Source organism: Marinobacterium halophilum, assembly GCF_003014615.1.
In the GTDB taxonomy this organism is placed as follows: domain Bacteria; phylum Pseudomonadota; class Gammaproteobacteria; order Pseudomonadales; family Balneatricaceae; genus Marinobacterium; species Marinobacterium halophilum.
On record NZ_PYGI01000024.1, the window covers coordinates 1 to 16,316 of the forward strand.

Annotated in this window: 17 protein-coding genes and 1 pseudogene; 5 read left to right on the forward strand and 13 right to left on the reverse strand. The window is 50.8% G+C overall.

Going from position 1 to position 16,316, the window contains the following annotated elements; translation table 11 throughout:
- Positions 1 to 174: 174 nt before the first annotated feature.
- The 6 genes from CLV44_RS15095 to pedF form a co-directional block, all read right to left on the reverse strand.
- Positions 175 to 1,323 carry a porin gene (locus CLV44_RS15095; RefSeq protein WP_106592957.1) on the reverse strand — a complete coding sequence of 383 codons (1,149 nt, stop codon included), beginning with the start codon at positions 1,321 to 1,323 and terminating at the stop codon, positions 175 to 177.
- A 313-nt stretch (positions 1,324 to 1,636) separates the two neighbouring features.
- Positions 1,637 to 3,409 carry a PQQ-dependent methanol/ethanol family dehydrogenase gene (locus CLV44_RS15100; protein ID WP_106592958.1) on the reverse strand — a complete coding sequence of 591 codons (1,773 nt, stop codon included), beginning with the start codon at positions 3,407 to 3,409 and terminating at the stop codon, positions 1,637 to 1,639.
- A gap of 176 nt (positions 3,410 to 3,585) precedes the next feature.
- A complete protein-coding gene (locus tag CLV44_RS15105) occupies positions 3,586 to 4,509 on the reverse strand; it encodes a quinoprotein relay system zinc metallohydrolase 1 (RefSeq protein WP_106592959.1) in 924 nt (307 codons plus the stop codon).
- 9 nt (positions 4,510 to 4,518) lie between these two features.
- Positions 4,519 to 5,286 (reverse strand): quinoprotein dehydrogenase-associated SoxYZ-like carrier, encoded by a 768-nt coding sequence (locus CLV44_RS15110; protein ID WP_245912706.1) that lies wholly within the window; start codon positions 5,284 to 5,286, stop codon positions 4,519 to 4,521.
- Positions 5,287 to 5,327: 41 nt separating this feature from the next.
- Positions 5,328 to 6,263: a substrate-binding periplasmic protein gene (locus CLV44_RS15115; protein WP_106592960.1), complete on the reverse strand. Its 936-nt coding sequence runs from the start codon at positions 6,261 to 6,263 to the stop codon at positions 5,328 to 5,330.
- Entirely contained in the window at positions 6,250 to 6,690 is a 441-nt protein-coding gene (gene pedF / locus CLV44_RS15120; protein WP_106592961.1) for a cytochrome c-550 PedF, read from the reverse strand. Before pedF ends, CLV44_RS15115 begins: the two co-directional genes overlap by 14 nt.
- A gap of 390 nt (positions 6,691 to 7,080) precedes the next feature.
- Between pedF and CLV44_RS15125 the strand changes: the two genes are divergently transcribed.
- Together CLV44_RS15125 and CLV44_RS15130 are read left to right on the forward strand one after the other, a co-directional pair.
- On the forward strand, positions 7,081 to 8,961 hold the full coding sequence (locus CLV44_RS15125; protein WP_106592962.1) for a methanol/ethanol family PQQ-dependent dehydrogenase: 1,881 nt from the start codon (positions 7,081 to 7,083) through the stop codon (positions 8,959 to 8,961).
- A 57-nt stretch (positions 8,962 to 9,018) separates the two neighbouring features.
- Complete coding sequence (locus CLV44_RS15130) at positions 9,019 to 9,666, forward strand: pentapeptide repeat-containing protein (protein WP_106592963.1); 648 nt, start codon at positions 9,019 to 9,021, stop codon at positions 9,664 to 9,666.
- Positions 9,667 to 9,888: 222 nt separating this feature from the next.
- On the opposite strand, the gene CLV44_RS15135 is transcribed toward CLV44_RS15130, so the two are convergent.
- The 4 genes from CLV44_RS15135 to CLV44_RS15150 form a co-directional block, all read right to left on the reverse strand.
- Positions 9,889 to 10,350, reverse strand: coding sequence for a hypothetical protein (locus CLV44_RS15135; protein WP_106592964.1), 462 nt, complete (start codon positions 10,348 to 10,350; stop codon positions 9,889 to 9,891).
- A gap of 130 nt (positions 10,351 to 10,480) precedes the next feature.
- Entirely contained in the window at positions 10,481 to 11,239 is a 759-nt protein-coding gene (locus CLV44_RS15140) for a hypothetical protein (protein ID WP_146140020.1), read from the reverse strand.
- A 274-nt stretch (positions 11,240 to 11,513) separates the two neighbouring features.
- On the reverse strand, positions 11,514 to 11,936 hold the full coding sequence (locus CLV44_RS15145; protein ID WP_170069368.1) for an Lcl C-terminal domain-containing protein: 423 nt from the start codon (positions 11,934 to 11,936) through the stop codon (positions 11,514 to 11,516).
- A 194-nt stretch (positions 11,937 to 12,130) separates the two neighbouring features.
- Positions 12,131 to 12,679 (reverse strand): hypothetical protein, encoded by a 549-nt coding sequence (locus tag CLV44_RS15150; protein ID WP_106592967.1) that lies wholly within the window; start codon positions 12,677 to 12,679, stop codon positions 12,131 to 12,133.
- A 297-nt stretch (positions 12,680 to 12,976) separates the two neighbouring features.
- On the opposite strand from CLV44_RS15150, the pseudogene CLV44_RS15155 reads away from it, so the two are divergent.
- The 3 genes and pseudogenes from CLV44_RS15155 (at position 12,977) to CLV44_RS17570 (ending at position 14,445) form a co-directional block, all read left to right on the forward strand.
- Positions 12,977 to 13,932, forward strand: a pseudogene (locus tag CLV44_RS15155) (IS110 family RNA-guided transposase).
- Between the two features lie 97 nt (positions 13,933 to 14,029).
- The gene (locus CLV44_RS15160) at positions 14,030 to 14,251 is read left to right on the forward strand and encodes a TA system antitoxin ParD family protein (protein WP_106592968.1); all 222 of its coding nucleotides are present in this window, start codon (positions 14,030 to 14,032) and stop codon (positions 14,249 to 14,251) included.
- Entirely contained in the window at positions 14,227 to 14,445 is a 219-nt protein-coding gene (locus CLV44_RS17570; RefSeq protein WP_245912708.1) for a type II toxin-antitoxin system RelE/ParE family toxin, read from the forward strand. The genes CLV44_RS15160 and CLV44_RS17570 overlap by 25 nt, the downstream gene beginning before the upstream one ends.
- 105 nt (positions 14,446 to 14,550) lie before the next feature.
- Here CLV44_RS17570 and CLV44_RS15170 read toward each other — a convergent pair whose 3' ends face one another.
- From CLV44_RS15170 to def, 3 genes are all read right to left on the reverse strand, one after another.
- Positions 14,551 to 14,952 (reverse strand): hypothetical protein, encoded by a 402-nt coding sequence (locus CLV44_RS15170; RefSeq protein ID WP_106592970.1) that lies wholly within the window; start codon positions 14,950 to 14,952, stop codon positions 14,551 to 14,553.
- Positions 14,953 to 14,997: 45 nt separating this feature from the next.
- Positions 14,998 to 15,441 (reverse strand): hypothetical protein, encoded by a 444-nt coding sequence (locus CLV44_RS15175; RefSeq protein WP_106592971.1) that lies wholly within the window; start codon positions 15,439 to 15,441, stop codon positions 14,998 to 15,000.
- 159 nt (positions 15,442 to 15,600) lie between these two features.
- Positions 15,601 to 16,104 carry a peptide deformylase gene (gene def, locus CLV44_RS15185; protein ID WP_106592972.1) on the reverse strand — a complete coding sequence of 168 codons (504 nt, stop codon included), beginning with the start codon at positions 16,102 to 16,104 and terminating at the stop codon, positions 15,601 to 15,603.
- Positions 16,105 to 16,316: the final 212 nt, after the last annotated feature.

A 16,316-nucleotide genomic window follows, 5' to 3' on the forward strand; every position in this document is an offset into this window, starting at 1 on the left:
CGGATGCTGGAACGTTATTCTACTGGAATAACAGCTGAGCTATGTTTGTTAGAAGCTATTGAGCGATATCCACAACAACTAACTCAGACATAGCCATAAAAAAACCGCACAACCGGTGAAGGGGTCCAGTTGTGCGGCGATGTTGCAATAGCGGCAGAGATTAAAACCGCGTGTTTACCAGGTCAGTACGGCACCCAGTGCAACGGTGTCATTTTCTTCTGCTTCGACACTGGCCAGCGTCACTTCAGTCTTGTCATATTCAGCAACCAGCTTCAGGTTGCTGTTAACAGTGTAGAACCAGGCGACAGCGGTATTTTCATAGTTGAAGTCAGCGCCATTCTGGCCTTCGTTCTCACCATAGGACAGTGCAACGCGGTTCGGACCAAAGGTATAAGAACCCTGTAACAGGTAACCTTCCAATTCAACGCTTTCATCGACCACCAGGTTATCGATGGAGGCGATGCTGCCGATACCTTCACTCTGGAAACCAGAGGCGGTCAATGACAGATCACCGAACTTCACATTGGCACCGTAAGATACACCTGTTGAGTCGATGCTGTTGACGTCAGTACCATCAGGATCGTCGGAACTCTGATACAAGCCACCCAACCAGCCTTTGACGGCAACGTTGTCGAAATTGGTTGCGTAGGTCAGCTCACCTTCGAAACGCGGTGTTTCTTCTGAAGAATCCGTATCGGACTTGCTCGGATCAAAAATACCAACCGCCAGCTGGAAACCGTTCTTAGTCGGGCTGCGGTAGGTGATCTGTGCTTTCGGGAACGGGTAGGTGTAGCCAGAGCCGATGTTACCGAAGGACACATTACCGCCGTCGATCAGGCCAAGGGTATCAGACGTCTGACCATAGCCAAGCAACAATTCGTCAGACATGATATTGGTACGATTGAACAGACCAAAGTCCTTACCGATCAACACCTGGCCCCAATCGGCATCAACAGTGCCATAGAACTGACGAACATCGATACCTGTGTCTGTACCCAGAGACTCACCGCGTCCCTGGTTGTTGGCACGGACCACGTCGGAGTCGTTGATGCTAACCCAGAACGATGAACGTGCACCCAATTTGAGGTCGCCGGTCTGCTTGCCGAAGTTGAAACCGATCCAGTTGGGCAGAAAACCCATTTTAACGCGGGACTGGGTGCGGCCATCATTATCGCTCTGCACATAGAAAGCGTTGATCATGCCATCTGTGCTGAAGGTCGTGTCATCCTTGTCATACAAGGTGATGCCGGCCTGCGCCTGCGCAGCCATGCCCAGCGCGATCATCGCGGGCAGCAGTTTGATAGTCAGTTTTTTATTATTCATGGTTTCCCCCAAGTGAAACGTCAGTCGTCAGAGCGTGATTATGATGACCTGATGATCACCTGAGATTGCTGTTGGACACAGGCAACCGAAGGGGGAAAAATATGCTGTTTTCGCATCATGCACCGAGGCATTACGACCGTATACCTGCACAAGTCGTACGCCCCTGATCAAAGGTATCAGACGCAGATGCAACATTAGTAAATATTAATAACTCATTGTTTATATTGAGTTAAGGTTTTAAAAAAAGTTCAACGCAAAAAGCCCCACCGGAATCCCGGCAGGGCTTTTACACGCATTATTAATCAGTGGTTGATCAGTTGCCTTTAGGCAGCTTGAAGGTCCACACCGAACCACCCTGGTTCAGGTGCTTGACGCGCTTGGCCACTTCACCACCCCACAGCGGTACCGCACCACCCCAGCCGGACACAACGGAGACGTACTGCTCGCCATCCATGTCCCAGGTGATCGGCGAACCGACAATACCGGAGCCAGTGTTGAACTTGTACAGCATCTCGCCGGACTTGGCGTCAAATGCCATCAGATAGCCTTCAGGGTTACCGGTGAATACCAGGTTACCCTTGGTCGCCAGTACCCCGCCCCACAGCGGCGCGTAGTTCTCGTAGCGCCAGACTTCCTTGCCATTTTTCGGGTCGATCGCACGCAGCACACCGATATACTCATCGTTCATCGGGCGAATGGTGAAACCGGCACCCAGGTAGGCCGCACCTTTCTTGTAGGAAACCGGTTCGTTCCAGATATCCATGGCCCACTCGTTGGACGGAACATAGAACAGTTCAGTATCCTGACTGTACGCCATTGGCATCCAGTTCTTGCCACCCAGGAAAGAAGGAGCGGACATCACCGACTCACCTTTCTTGCCATCTTTGGCATCAGCCGGGTTACCCGGACGTCCACCTTCTTTAAAGATCGGACGACCCTTGTCATCCAGGCCTTCGGCCCAGGTGATCTTGTCAACGAATGGGAAGCCGCGGATGAAATCACCGTTCTCACGGTTCAGTACGTAGAAGAAACCGTTACGGTCGGCGGTAGCCGCCGCTTTAACGGTTTTGCCACCATCCGTGTAGTCAAAGGAGATCAGCTCGTTTACGCCGTCAAAGTCCCAGCCATCGTGCGGCGTGGTCTGGAAGTGCCAGACGATCTTGCCGTTATCCGGGTCGATCGCCAAACGTGAAGAGGAGAACAGGTTGTCGCCCGGACGCAGGTGCGAGTTCCAGGGAGCCGGGTTACCGGTACCGAAGAACATCAGGTCGGTTTCAGGATCGTAGGTACCGCCAAGCCAGGTTGCAGCACCACCGGTCTTCCACAGATCGCCAGGCCAGGTCTGTCCCGGCTTGCCACCGGAGATACCGTTTTCAACCTTTTTGCCATCCTTCCAGACGTAGCCCATGTGACCTTCAACGGTCGGACGTGTCCAAACAATATCACCGGTCACGGCATCATAGGCTTCAACCTTACCGACAACACCGAATTCGCCACCGGATACGCCCGTGATGATCTTGCCTTTCACGATCAGCGGTGCAGAGGTCAGCGAGTAGCCTTCCTTGTAGTCGGCAACGGTCTTCTTCCAGACAACCTTGCCGGTATCCTTGTTCAAGGCAACCAGCTTGGCGTCCAGCGTACCGAAGACAACCAGATCACCGTAGAGTGCAACACCACGGTTAATCACGTCACAGCACGGCATAATGCCATCCGGCAGACGTGCATTGTATTCCCACAGTTCATCGCCGGTTTTAACATTAATGGCGTATACGCGAGAGTAAGAACCGGTGACATACATCACACCGTCTTTCACCATCGGCTGTGATTCCTGACCACGCTGCTTCTCGCCACCGAAGGAGAACGACCACACCGGACGCAGTTCCTTGACGGTATCGGTATTGAGCATTTCCAACGGACTGTATCGCTGTCCACGCGGACCCAGACCATAGGAGACGACATCGTCGGTGGTCATTTGGTCAGCCAGTATATCCTTGTCGGTAATGCCAGCCTGTGCCACTGTGGCAAAAGACATGGCAGCTACGAGCGCGGATACGGCAAAGCCAGTGCTGCGGCCTAGTTTCTTCATCGCTGTCCCCTTTTAGGATTTTTTTGTTTTCCAGGAGCATTCGGGAAAAATTCCCGATCCGTTAGGGCATTCTTGAATCTGAGCACCTTTCTCACAATTGCACCGGCGAAGCAGTTTTATCCTCACTTGGTCGTACTACTCGCCGCAAAGCCCCGTGGAATGGCATTTTGATATCATCAATTATCGAAGACAGCTTCTTCATATTGCGGGTATAAATGGGAGACCGTGCGCTCAAACTCGACCTGTCGCAGCGCAATCCCGTCAAAACGGCTCGGAATCGATTGTGTCATCACTTCCGTCATGCTCAATCCCTGCTCCGCCGACGCGGCCAGCACCTGGTCCAGCCAGCCCAGATAATCATGCATCTGTTCCAGTGCGCGCTGGTCAGTCACCTTGGGACCATGGCCCGGCAACATCACCTTGAACGGAATTGCCTGCAGCTGTTCAATCTCTTGCTGCCATTGCTTCAGGCCCGGCGTATGCGGCGTTGTCAGCGCACGCTGATAAAACACCATATCGAATGGAAACAGCACGCCGGTGCTGTGGTCAAACAACACCAGATCAGCCCCGCTGTGTCCGCTAAGCTCCATCCACTCAAGCCGGTGGCCACCCACATCCATCATGCCCGGTTCGATCACCTGATCCGGCACGACCACCTCAGTCCCCCGCATCCAGTCTCCCACCAGGCGATACATGTTTTCGGCAAAGCTGTCGCCATGCTGGCGGATCTGGGCTTGTGTCTGGCCCAGGGCCGCTATGGGCCAATCGGCAAAAGCCTGATTGCCGAGAAAGTGGTCAGGATGCTGATGCGTATTGATCACCAGCCGAATGGGCTGATCGGTTCGGGTGCGGATCAATGCCAGCAGGGCTTCGCCGTAACGGCGCGACACTCCGGTATCGAGTACGATCACGCCTTCAGTGGTGACAATAAAGGCCGTATTAACAATATGACCGCCGTTCTCGACACTGAAGTCTTCCGTTTTGCCCTCGACAAACCAGGTGTTATCGGCAACTTGTTCGGCCCGCAGATCATATTCCAGCCGGGCAGCCAAGGTCGGCGCACTTATGACCAGCAGCATCAATATCATCAGATGTTTCATGACACCTCCTTACAATGTCTGCTCGAATTCATTGCCACCGTTATCACGCATCCACAGAGTGTATCCACTGCGCGTATCATCAAGATCAAAGGTGATAACCGGATTCTCTGACACTGGCGGTGACAGTTCCATGCGCACCACGGTTGTGCCTTCCGGCCCCTTCAGCTCCACCTGCTGCAGATAGAATTCGGGGATGGCATCGACCAGTCCTGTATCCATCGGATGAATCACACGGAACTTGTAGCGCGCACCCTCACTGTCATCAGCCGCAAAGCGACGCGCCTTTACTTCGCCCAAATGGCTCTGCCAGTAGGGATCGGCATTGCCCATGCTTGGTGTGGTACACCCTCCCCCGGCCGCATCCAGCTGGGCATAGCCAATATGCCATTCACCGGTTTTGGTCAGTACAGCGGCACGAATCGCCGTACTCTGCTGCACCTTGATGCGCAAAGACACCTTGGGACTGGCAAGCTCACTGGGGAAATAATTGAAAATATGCTGAATGGGGTTGAGATCGGCCCACACGACTATGCGTTCGATATTGCCACTCAGGGCACGGGCATCCACGGTGATGGGCACTTGGGTGGGGTCTTCGGCAAATGCGGGCACGTCTACCCGCACATCCGGATTGAAGCGATAATCGACATCGCCAAGGAAGATGTTGCGCGTGTAGTCCCACAACACCGAGTTCAACGGGTCCGGCGGCTGAGCCGCCAGCGCCACGTTCATGCACAACAGGGCCGCACACCCTGTCAGCCATTGATATATTCGCATCATGTATACCTACCTCCTGTTGTTTTTATTGTGCAGGCAGCCGGTCAGTTCGTTGTCGCAGCCTCCTCGGCAACCTGGTAGAACGCGGGCTTGGTGTAACGTACGCCATGACCGGCAAACAGTGCTCCCATCTCACCGGAACGGATCAGACGATCCAGCACTTCCTCAACGGCATAGCCCAGCTGACGATCCGTCTGACGAATCGCAATACCAATATCCCAGGTTTGCTTGCCCATGGTAGGAAAGCTGTTTTCGGCCAGTCGATATTGGGGATCATTGGCTTGCTGCAACAACCAGTCGATCTCGCTCTGCATCGCCATCACCGCTGCGACCTCACCCGCTTGCATGGCCGAGAAGGCAAGCCGCGGGGAAGCATAGTGATGGGTCATGTTGCGCATCCGTCCACCCAATGCCGAGGTGAAGTAGAAAGCCGGTACGCTGTCGACCTCAACGCCGATTGGATCGTACTGGAACACCGCCACGGTACGCACAGCCTTCAAACGCTTGCTGTCGTAGGCTACCTGCCAACGCTCCTGCTGATAAGGCGCCTTCATGACCACATGCTCATTGATCAGATACCCCAGCGAGTCCTGCTTGTAGGCATATGCCTTATCGTAAGGCACACGCAGCATGACATCGGCAAGTTGCTTCATCGCCAGCGGATTGTCTTCATCCTTGTCAAGGTAATGGCCTTTCCACACATTGTTGCGCAGATCATCTTCCAAACCCTCGTCCGGTATAATCCAGTGTAACTGCAGCTCAAGACCGAGTCCTTCGGCCATTTCACGTGCAATCGCAACATCTATGCCGGTAGGCTCCCCATCCTGGATGAAGGAGTATGGCGGAAAATCCTTGTAGACCCCGATACGGATATAACCCGAGTCGATAACGTCATCATATAGACGCGCAAAAGCCTGCTCGCACGCGAGCAGGCCTGTCAGCAAGGGTATAAGCAGGGTAAGCAGCTTATTCCTCAACATATTTGGTCTCCAGCCAGCTACGGATCGCCCACAATGCTTCCTGGCTCAAAGTATCCGCCATTTTCGGCATGTAAACAGCACCATCACGCACGGCACCATTGATTACGCGATACTTGTACCACTCGTCACCGTCATAATCGGCAGTCAGATAACGCAGGTCAGGTGCGATACCACCGGAAATACCATCCAGGCCGTGACAACGGGCACAGTTCTGGTTATAAGCAGAGGCACCGATTTCGACTGCACGATCAAAATCGTCCGCATCACGGTACGGATTGGTATCCGCCCATTCCTCACCCAGCGGGGTCAACCCTTCGGTATCCACGGCCTGCGGCACTACATCACCGTGAGCCATAACCGTACCGGACACTGCAGTGGCCATGACAGCAGCGGCCAACAGGCCGGTGATTGAATTCAGCTTGGACATGTGCATTCACCATTATTGTTATCGGGTAATCGGAACGTCGGGCGAAACTGCCCAACCTTGATGACGACCATGATGAACCAGCACGTCGCCGGTCAGAATTACACCTTGGCAGGCAAAATATGCTCCCTTGGTAGTAAATTATGCGCATTAACACGACCAAGGTTTGACAAAGCACGCCCAAAGTCGTAAAACTTACGCATAACCCTTTGATTAATCGGGAATTATTCCCGAGCCCTCAAGATATCCACCCATTTTCGATAAGCCACCTGCCTGCTGTTACCGGGCATCCTGCCGTGGCCGATCAGCCCGCCCGATCCGCACAATGCCCCAGTACCGTTCGGCACCGGTCAACGACCCAGCGCCGATCTCACTCACCAACAGGGTATTGCAATGATGAAAACAACAATAATAGCGCCGCGCCGCTCATTACTGGCCCAGCGGGTCCAGGCTGTAATTCTGGGGGCCGCTATTGGCTTGGGCAGTGCCAGCGTTCAAGCCGCAACCTCCAAGGTGACCTGGGACGATATCGTTAATGACCAGGCAACGTCCGAAGATGTGCTGGGTTATGGCATCGGTCCCAAAGCACAACGCTACAGCCCGATGACACAACTGAACACCGACAACATCGAAATGCTGACCCCCGCATGGTCGTTCTCGTTCGGTGACGAGAAACAGCGTGGCCAGGAGTCTCAGGCACTGATCCATGAAGGCGTTATTTACGTCACCGGCTCTTATTCGCGTATTTTTGCCATCGATGCCAAAACCGGCCTGAAACTCTGGGATTATGCTGCCCGCCTGCCGGACGACATCCGCCCCTGCTGTGATGTGGTCAACCGTGGTGCTGCCATCTTCGGCGACCTGGTTTACTTCGGCACCCTGGACGCCGCCATCGTGGCGTTGAACAAGGACACCGGCAAGGTGGTCTGGAAGAAGAAATTCGGTGACCACTCCGCCGGCTACACCATGACCGGTGCCCCGACGCTGATCAAAGACCAGAAGACCGGCAAAGTCTTGCTGATTCACGGGTCTTCCGGTGACGAATTCGGCGTGGTGGGCCAGCTGTTTGCCCGCGATCCAGCGACCGGTGAAGAGATCTGGATGCGTCCGTTCGTAGAAGGTCATATGGGCCGCCTGAACGGCAAGGAAAGCACACCGACCGGTGATCCGCGCGCACCCAGCTGGCCGGATGATCCCAACACCGAAACCGGCAAGGTTGAAGCCTGGAGCCACGGCGGCGGTGCCCCTTGGCAGAGCGCCAGCTTCGATGTCGAAAACAACAAGATCATCATTGGTGCTGGCAACCCGGCACCCTGGAATACCTGGAAGCGGACCTCTGAAGGCGGCAACCCGCTGGATTACGACAACCTCTACACCTCGGGCCAGATCGCGGTTGACCCATCAACCGGTGAAGTGGACTGGTTCTACCAGCACACACCCAATGATGCCTGGGACTTCTCTGGCAACAATGAACTGGTGCTGTTTGAATATGAAGACAGCGGTAAAACCGTCAAGGCCACGGCCCATGCCGACCGTAACGGTTTCTTCTACATCGTAAACCGCGAGAATGGCGACTTCATCCGTGCCTTCCCGTTCGTGGACAACATCACCTGGGCCACCCACATTGACCCGAAAACAGGCCGTCCGGCAGAAGTAGAAGGCCAGCGTCCGCCACCGCCGAAACCGGGCGAGAAGAAAGGTGAGTCTATCGAAGTATCACCGCCCTTCCTTGGCGGCAAGAACTGGAACCCCATGGCCTACAGCCAGGATACCGGTTACTTCTACGTACCGGGCAACCACTGGAAAGAGGACTACTGGACTGAAGAAGTAACCTACCAGAAAGGTGCCGCTTACCTGGGCCAGGGCTTCCGTATCCGCGAGATGTATGACGACCATGTCGGCATTCTGCGCGCAATGAACCCGATCACTGGCGACATTGAGTGGGAACACAAGGAAAAACTGCCGCTTTGGGCTGGCGTACTCACTACCAAAGGTGGACTGGTGTTCACCGGTACCGGTGACGGCTACCTGAAAGCCTTTGACGCCAAGAACGGTGAAGAGCTGTGGAAGTTCCAGACCGGCTCCGGCATCGTCTCCAGCCCGGTGACCTGGGAAATGGATGGCGAACAGTACATCGGTATCGTCTCGGGTTACGGTGGTGCAGTACCGCTGTGGGGCGGTGACATGGCCAAGCTGACCAAACCTGTTTCTCAGGGTGGTTCATTCTGGGCCTTCAAACTGCCGAAATGGGCAAATAAAGTCGCCAACAAATAACCGATCCACACTGCCCGCAGGCCTGCCACCCGGCAGGTCTGCCTCAGGAGAGATACCATGGCTAACGTCTCACTACTCGGCGTATCCTGTCTGACCCTGCTGTTCGCAACCTCTGCAGCCGCCCAGTGTGTTCCCGACACCGCCGCCGACTGCAGCAAGGCTGACCTTTCGGGCCAGAACCTGTCCGGATTGCAGTTGGATAACATCAATCTGCAAGGTGCCAATCTGCGCCACACCGATTTGCGCCACACCGACCTGCGCGGGGCCAACCTGCAAGGTGCTGACCTCAGCCACGCATTACTGACCCGTGCCAATCTGGAGAAAGCCAATCTCAAAGGCGCAACACTGGACCATGCCAACATGATTGCCGTGTCTGGCTGGGCCATGCATGCACAAGGCGCAAAGTTCAATGCAACCCGCCTGGACGGTGCCGATCTGTCATTCGCCCGCCTGAGCAACGCCCGTTTCAACAACGCCAGCCTCTATGGGGCCAACATGGAGATGGTTTGGGCGACCAAAACTCGCTTCACCGACACCAACCTGCGTGACAGTAACCTGCAGGAAGCCAAGTTCAACTACGCCAACATGCAAGGTGCAGACCTGCGCGGTGCCAGCATCCGCTTTGCCACCTTCCAAGGCACCCATATGGATGAGTGCCAGGCCTGCCCCGTCGACTGGATGACCCCCAAGCATCCGGTGGAATGACACCCAAAGTGGCGTTTGCATCAGGCAACGCCAACTTTCACAGCCATGTCCGCCCACCGCAGCTTCCCGTTAGGTACGCAAAACAGTGTGGCCGTAAGGTCCGATAGCGTCTGCTTCGTGCGCTTAAGCGCTACATGACATACAGCCCCTGCTCAAAGTTGCCAGATCAGAAAGTGTTGGCCCGAAGCGGGCATTAACGTTTTGTTAGATTTTTTTGGTTAGTTATTGAGCGGAAACTTCCGATACACCGAAAGACCTACAAAATTTAATCTTACGCCATACACCAGAAGATTCTGAAATATAGGGAATATTAATTCTATTACTTTTGAATATTTTAATTTGCCAATCTTTGTCGATAAAAAATTTGAATTGAACCAAATCGGGATCTGTAGTCCCAAGCAACTGAAACGAGCCGGTACCGTATGGACAAAAAGCAGTAGCACTATCTATAATTTCGTTATCGCCACTTAGCAAATAGATATTGAGCGACTCTTCAAAAGGGCAGCCATCAGTGGTGAAGACTAGATAACGCTCGTCATATTGAATGCACGCTTCAAGATAAAATCCGCTGATGATTAGTTTTAGCTTGGTACCCTTGATAGTAACTTCACTTTTTGGTGCTTGAGTTTCCGTAGCCTCAGATATAACTTTTAAATTAACATCATAATTTTTAATGATTTTCATGGCTATGCCTACATGACTCCCGTGATGTTTATTGGGTAACTCGGGCGTCTAACGCCGCCGTAACGGGCCGAAGCTACGCAGCAGCGAAGGTCCGAGCCCAACGCAGTTGGGCTGAACGTTGACGGCTTTGTTAGTTGCGCATACTTTCAATTTTGGCCTTCTTTCTATCCATCCTTTCTTTTTTGAAGTTATCAAGCTTAAGCTTGAGAAAACCATCAGGATTAATTTTACAGTGATAGTGATGGTGCTCTTTAAGCTGGTTTTCTTTTTCTTTCTCAAGCTCTTTTGGGGATTTTTGCTTAACGCCCCACAGTTCAAGGCCTTTCTTCGTGGCCATGTACAAGCTATATGATAATGCCAAAAAAGACACAACTGGATTTGACCAGCCAAAATATGCAATTAGTGCTGGAATTACACATAGCCACAATATCATAACAATGCGCAATGTTTTTACACCTCTTGCTTGAAGTCGTAAATCTTTTTGGACTTCTGCGCTGGTTTTGAATGGTAAGCCTGAGTATATTTTTGCTAGAGATTCTTTGGATAAATCAATGTTTGGCTTATCCCCTTCCGGATATTCGCCCCAGCAGTGATAGACACCCTTCTTACTCGGGTAGCCTAGCAGGTAATTTTCACCAACTAAGTCTTTTGTTCTCAAGTCGACATCGGTCAAGTTCTTTACCAGGACCATTAGTGGTGTTGGATACCTTTCAATCCAGTGTTTCAGCTCAGTCTCAGCAATCTCTTTGGATTTTTCTACTAACTCAGGGGTGTATATGTGAACACTGAGTACTGCGAACTCTTGATCAGTAAAAACTGGCGAATAGTGTACATAGTACCCTGTTCTTTTTTCCTCAATGTCTTCGTATCGAACACAGTCTGTTACCACGATACCTATGCCTCAAATCTAATGCCGAGCTAAGCGGCAGTTTTAAAGTTGCGGGTTTGTAGAATATTTTTGCGCAGAAAAAACACAAAAGCGCGACTTAAAAACTGTCCAGCCACGAAGTGGCGTTTCTTGAGCGATTTGTTATGCATTTTTTGCCCATCGATCTTTATGCCATGCATAATATTTTTGGCTACTTGACCAGTTAGAAAATTTTTTGCCAACCAGCTACGAATATCTTCATTAAGAAACGTGGTTGAAAATGAAGGTTTTCATATCAGTAACGAACACACCGGACATATTTGGAATAACAAGCATAGCCACTATGTGCCTCACTCTTTGCATAAAAAAAATTAACAAGGAATGCGCGCGCTCTTCCATTTTCATCTATTTCATCAGCTTGGCTTGATGTCCAAAAAGACTGATGATCAAAATCCATTGAATGCAAAAGCGGCTCTTTAATAAAAATTCCTGAACTAGGGCCACCTTTTATGAAACAAGCTTCTACAGTATTTAGTGTTTCTAATTCAAATCTAGTTGGCACTCTCCAATCGCTATAGCCTCCATAATTTAATTGGTTTAATTGCTCAGCATACCTACCTACATCCTTCCAACCTATCTTATTATCGCTTGTTGCCGTTTGCCACATCAGCCCAGTTTCAGGATCTAACCAAACGTCCTCGCTTCGATTTTTTGACATAATATACATCCTCTTTATCAACCGGTTTACCCTTTTGAGCTTTACACGTTCAAAAGGACATTGTAGTACGTACCATCGTTCGCCAACTCTATTGCTGCATTAATTTTTCAGACATGTAAAACTCCTTTAGTGGACGTGCATAACGAAAAGCATGAAGCGCGGATGCGTAGCAACTGTCGCACTCCACGCTCTGGTTAGGCGTCGGCAAAAGGCTCATACGAATGCACATTCTGAAAAGCCTCTAGGAATAGTTGTTGTAGCTCCGGCGGGGGCACCGACAAGAATGCACACGCTACTGTGGCGGAGGCCTCGATCGCTTCTACTTCGCTTTCGAAATCAATGCCTGGGCGCGCTGCTCTCAGCATTTCTAGGACAGCACTGATTTCGTGACGCTCGATCTGATGGTTCAGCCTGTGGCCGAACTTGTTTCTAACGGAGTTGACTTGAAGGATGCCGGGACGCACCGCTGCGGCGCTTGAGACTCGCGACGGGAACAACTTTGCCTTTTGAAAAAAGGAAAGCTTCAAGCCTTCGAAATCATCTAAGCCATAGTGCTGCGTTAAGAAAGCTCCCATAAACGACTCGATGACGAGATGCGCGCGGAGTACGCGGCCGATGGCATCATGATCAGCAGCGGAAAGCTCCAAAAAGCGCTGATTGTGTCGCTCGAAATCGGCCTCGATCTGCTCCCAATGAGGCTGCAGCACTTGCAAGACCTGCTCAATTCCATCGATATCCTTCACCGAGATAATCTCCTTGTGCACCTAACGCCAGCCAGCATGCGCGGCTATGAAATGGATGCGAAGCCGCAATGTAGTATAAGTCGCCGTGCTTGGCCTTGTATGGATAATTCTCTGTGTTTTCCGGGTAAATTGGGACCCACCCTCAACGGCCATTGAGGGCCTTCATGCAGCAGCTCGATGTAGCGCCGGCTCCTCTTGCGAGAGACCGATAACAAGTGGGTAGCGCTGCATGACTCGTTAGCGATAACTCGAACAGTCATCGGGGCCCGAGCCCGTATAGCAAGGCAGAGTTAGCTTATGACCATACACACAGAAAGCCAAACTGAAATCAACGTCGGCGTTGATGTCGGTAAATCCAAACTCGATATCGTCCTGCATCCGCTGGACCTCCATTTCCAAATCCCGAACGATGAAACGTCTATCCGTAAGATCGTTCAGGTCCTTAAATCCCAAAATGTCACACGCATTGTCACGGAAGCCACGGGGCGCTATGAACATGCGTTCGTGTTTGCCTGCGACCAGGCCAACCTGCCCATTGTCGTGGTCAATCCCGTCAGCATCAGGCGCTACGCCCAAGCCATCGGCGTACTGGCTAAAACGGATAAGATTGATGCCAGTGTCATCGCTCGTTTTGCAGCAACCATACAGCCGGATATTAAACCCATCCCCGACAAACAGTCCCGCTTGATCAAGGATTTACTCACTCGGCGCAGCCAACTGCTTGAAATGCAGACCATGGAGAAAAACCGCCTCCAGATCTTGCCCAAAGCCCTGCACCGTTCTATCAAAACATTGCTACGCTCGCTGGAAACTCAGATAAAGACTATCACCAAACAGATCGATGAAGCTGTTATGCAGGTCAAGCATTGGCGTACCAAAGCCGAGATCCTGACCAGTGTGCCGGGGGTCGGTAAAGTCCTTGCGTACACCCTGCTCAGCGAGCTTCCAGAACTCGGCAAACTCAACCGTAAAGAGATCGCCGCACTCGTCGGTGTCGCGCCCATGAACCGCGAAAGCGGTACCTGGAATGGCAAGCGACGCATCCGTGGAGGCCGTCACCGTATCCGCACGGTCATGTTCATGGCGATGCTATCATCGATCCAATGTAGCCCAGTGTTCAAACGCTTCTACGAGCATCTGAAAGCCCAAGGCAAACTGACCAAAGTGGCCATCATTGCCTGCAGCGCAAGCTGATAGTGGTGCTCAACACCATGCTCAAAAACGAAGAGCTCTGGCGTCAAAAAACAGTCTGATTATTTATGCTGGACACCACAGTCACTTGTTATGAGCAAGTTGCTACAATTGTAGCGTTTTACTACACTATGTCTTAACTAATATCGGAGAAATACTATGGCAACCACAAGTGTAAGGCTAGACCAAGACCTAGTAGAAAAAGCTACTATCATGGGTAAAGCATTAAACCGAACTACTCCAAAACAAATTGAACATTGGGCAAAAATTGGTAAAATCATGGAAGATAATCCTGATTTTTCTTATGACTTTGTGAAGCAAGTAATTATTTCTAAAGCCGAAATAGAAGCAGGAAAATTCGAGCCATACAATTTTGGCTAAAATCACTAACGTATTACAAACATCAAAACCAGAAAGAGGATTTGGATAAAGCTGTTAGGATGCTTATGGAAGACCCTATGCTAGGTGAGCAAAAGAAAGGTGATCTATTTTTCCTGCGCGTATACAAATTCAAAATGGTGGAACAACTAACCTTGCTTGGTTATAGCTATGACGACGGAACTGTGACCTTATAATTGATTGCACTGGGATCACATGAAAATTTTTATCGCGACGTCAAAAAAACATTCTGAAGCATTGCTCATAACGCCCAGCGTTGGCTGTCGCTCTGCCGCTGCTTGTTAGCTTTTGGTTGCCATTGGCCCCCGAGGGTATGATGTAAGATACTTTCCCGACTTTAACTGAACATTGCCAAATGGGATTGGTTCCACCAACTTTTCAACTTTCCCGATACGCCAATAACACACCCAACGTTCTCCTATAGCTGTATTTGGCCGGTAACCCTCAACTTCAGCCTTCTTCATGTCTACTGGGTTATCAATAAGCCCCAAAAACTCCGCTCTATGTGTAACGACAGGATCTGCCTGGTCATGAGACACATAAATTAGTACATTCGCACCGACTGCAAATTCTTTCATTAACTCCCACGCATCCGTTCCCAATGCAATCCAATCCTTTTCGTTGAGAAGAAATTGTCCAGCGTCAAAGTGAATTTTTGGTATTGGTGCAATGAATGAATCCATTCGTTATTCCTCAATAAAAAGCTAACGCCAAAAACAGCGCCGCATTTATGCGTCCGACTGCTTTTTCTTGTTATGTGAATTTTCCCGTTGCTCGGAGTTCTGGACATACTGAACAGAACGGTAGCGGTCTAGTTTCCAGTTGCTTGGGTGCCGCAAGGTGACACTATCCACGGTTAGACGGCTAGGGACCAAGCCCAACTGCAAAAAACTTATCGCTCCAAGTGACGCAGCTAGATTGGAGAATAGTTGCTCGAAGTCCTCTGACAGTCGGACCATATCCTTTCCATGCCCAACTTCCCCTGAAAGCTCTTCGAACCAAGCTTCATCAGCGATCTCGACGGTAGATTTTGCAGAAACCTCTATTGCAGATAGAAGCCGAGCGCAATACTTCTTCCATATTGCTAAATCAGTGCAGTGCTTCAGCTCATACCAAGCTTTTCGGCCAAAACAGTTCTCGAATAGGTGCTTGAGGCCATAGCCATCTTCCATGTTATATCTCACAGCTTCACCTATTCACATAAACGCCCTGTTAAGGGGTGAGCAACGCAATACCGAAGCCACCGCACACCACCTTAATCACTAAAATCAACGCATAGTAAAAATGCCACGCGTTGCTAATCCCTCTTGAACAGTTTGTTATGAGCGGGCTTAAGAGTGCGCTTTGACGTACTTTTTAACCTTTTTCATAGCCATTTTACGCTTAAGTGGTGAAAGATAGTCGATAAACAAGTTACCCGATAAATGATCTATTTCGTGCTGCATTACGATGGCTAGAAACTCATCACTTTCGATGGTTATTGGCTTACCTTCGCGATCTAAAGCAGACACAACAACTGAAGTAAAACGCTCTACGTCTGCATAGTAATCAGGAACTGATAAACAACCTTCTTGACCCAATGCTTTATCCGAGCCACTAACCACTTCTGGGTTAACCAAAATTAACGGTTCATCTCGACTTTCTGAAAGGTCGATAATAACAACTGCCTCTTTACGACCAACTTGAGTCGACGCCAAACCGATACCATTGTCAGTCGCATATAGCGTTTCCAACATATCGTCTATTAATGTTTGTACCGTCGTAATATCTTGCACCTTTTCCGCTTTGACCTTAAGCCTTGGATCCGGTGCAGTAAGAATTTCTAAAACTGCCATATTTTCCTTCTAATTCTTGGAAGTTCATAACATTTTGATCATAAGCATGCGCGTTTTGCCGCTTTGCCGTGCGCATTATCCTGCAACGGCCAGTCCATAGTTCTCTGATATTGAACGATTTTCGTGCGAGTTGCCAGTCACAAATGAGCACAGCCACGTGACAAAACAAGCACTCACGGCATGTGGCCTTCAATACACTGTATGTAATCACA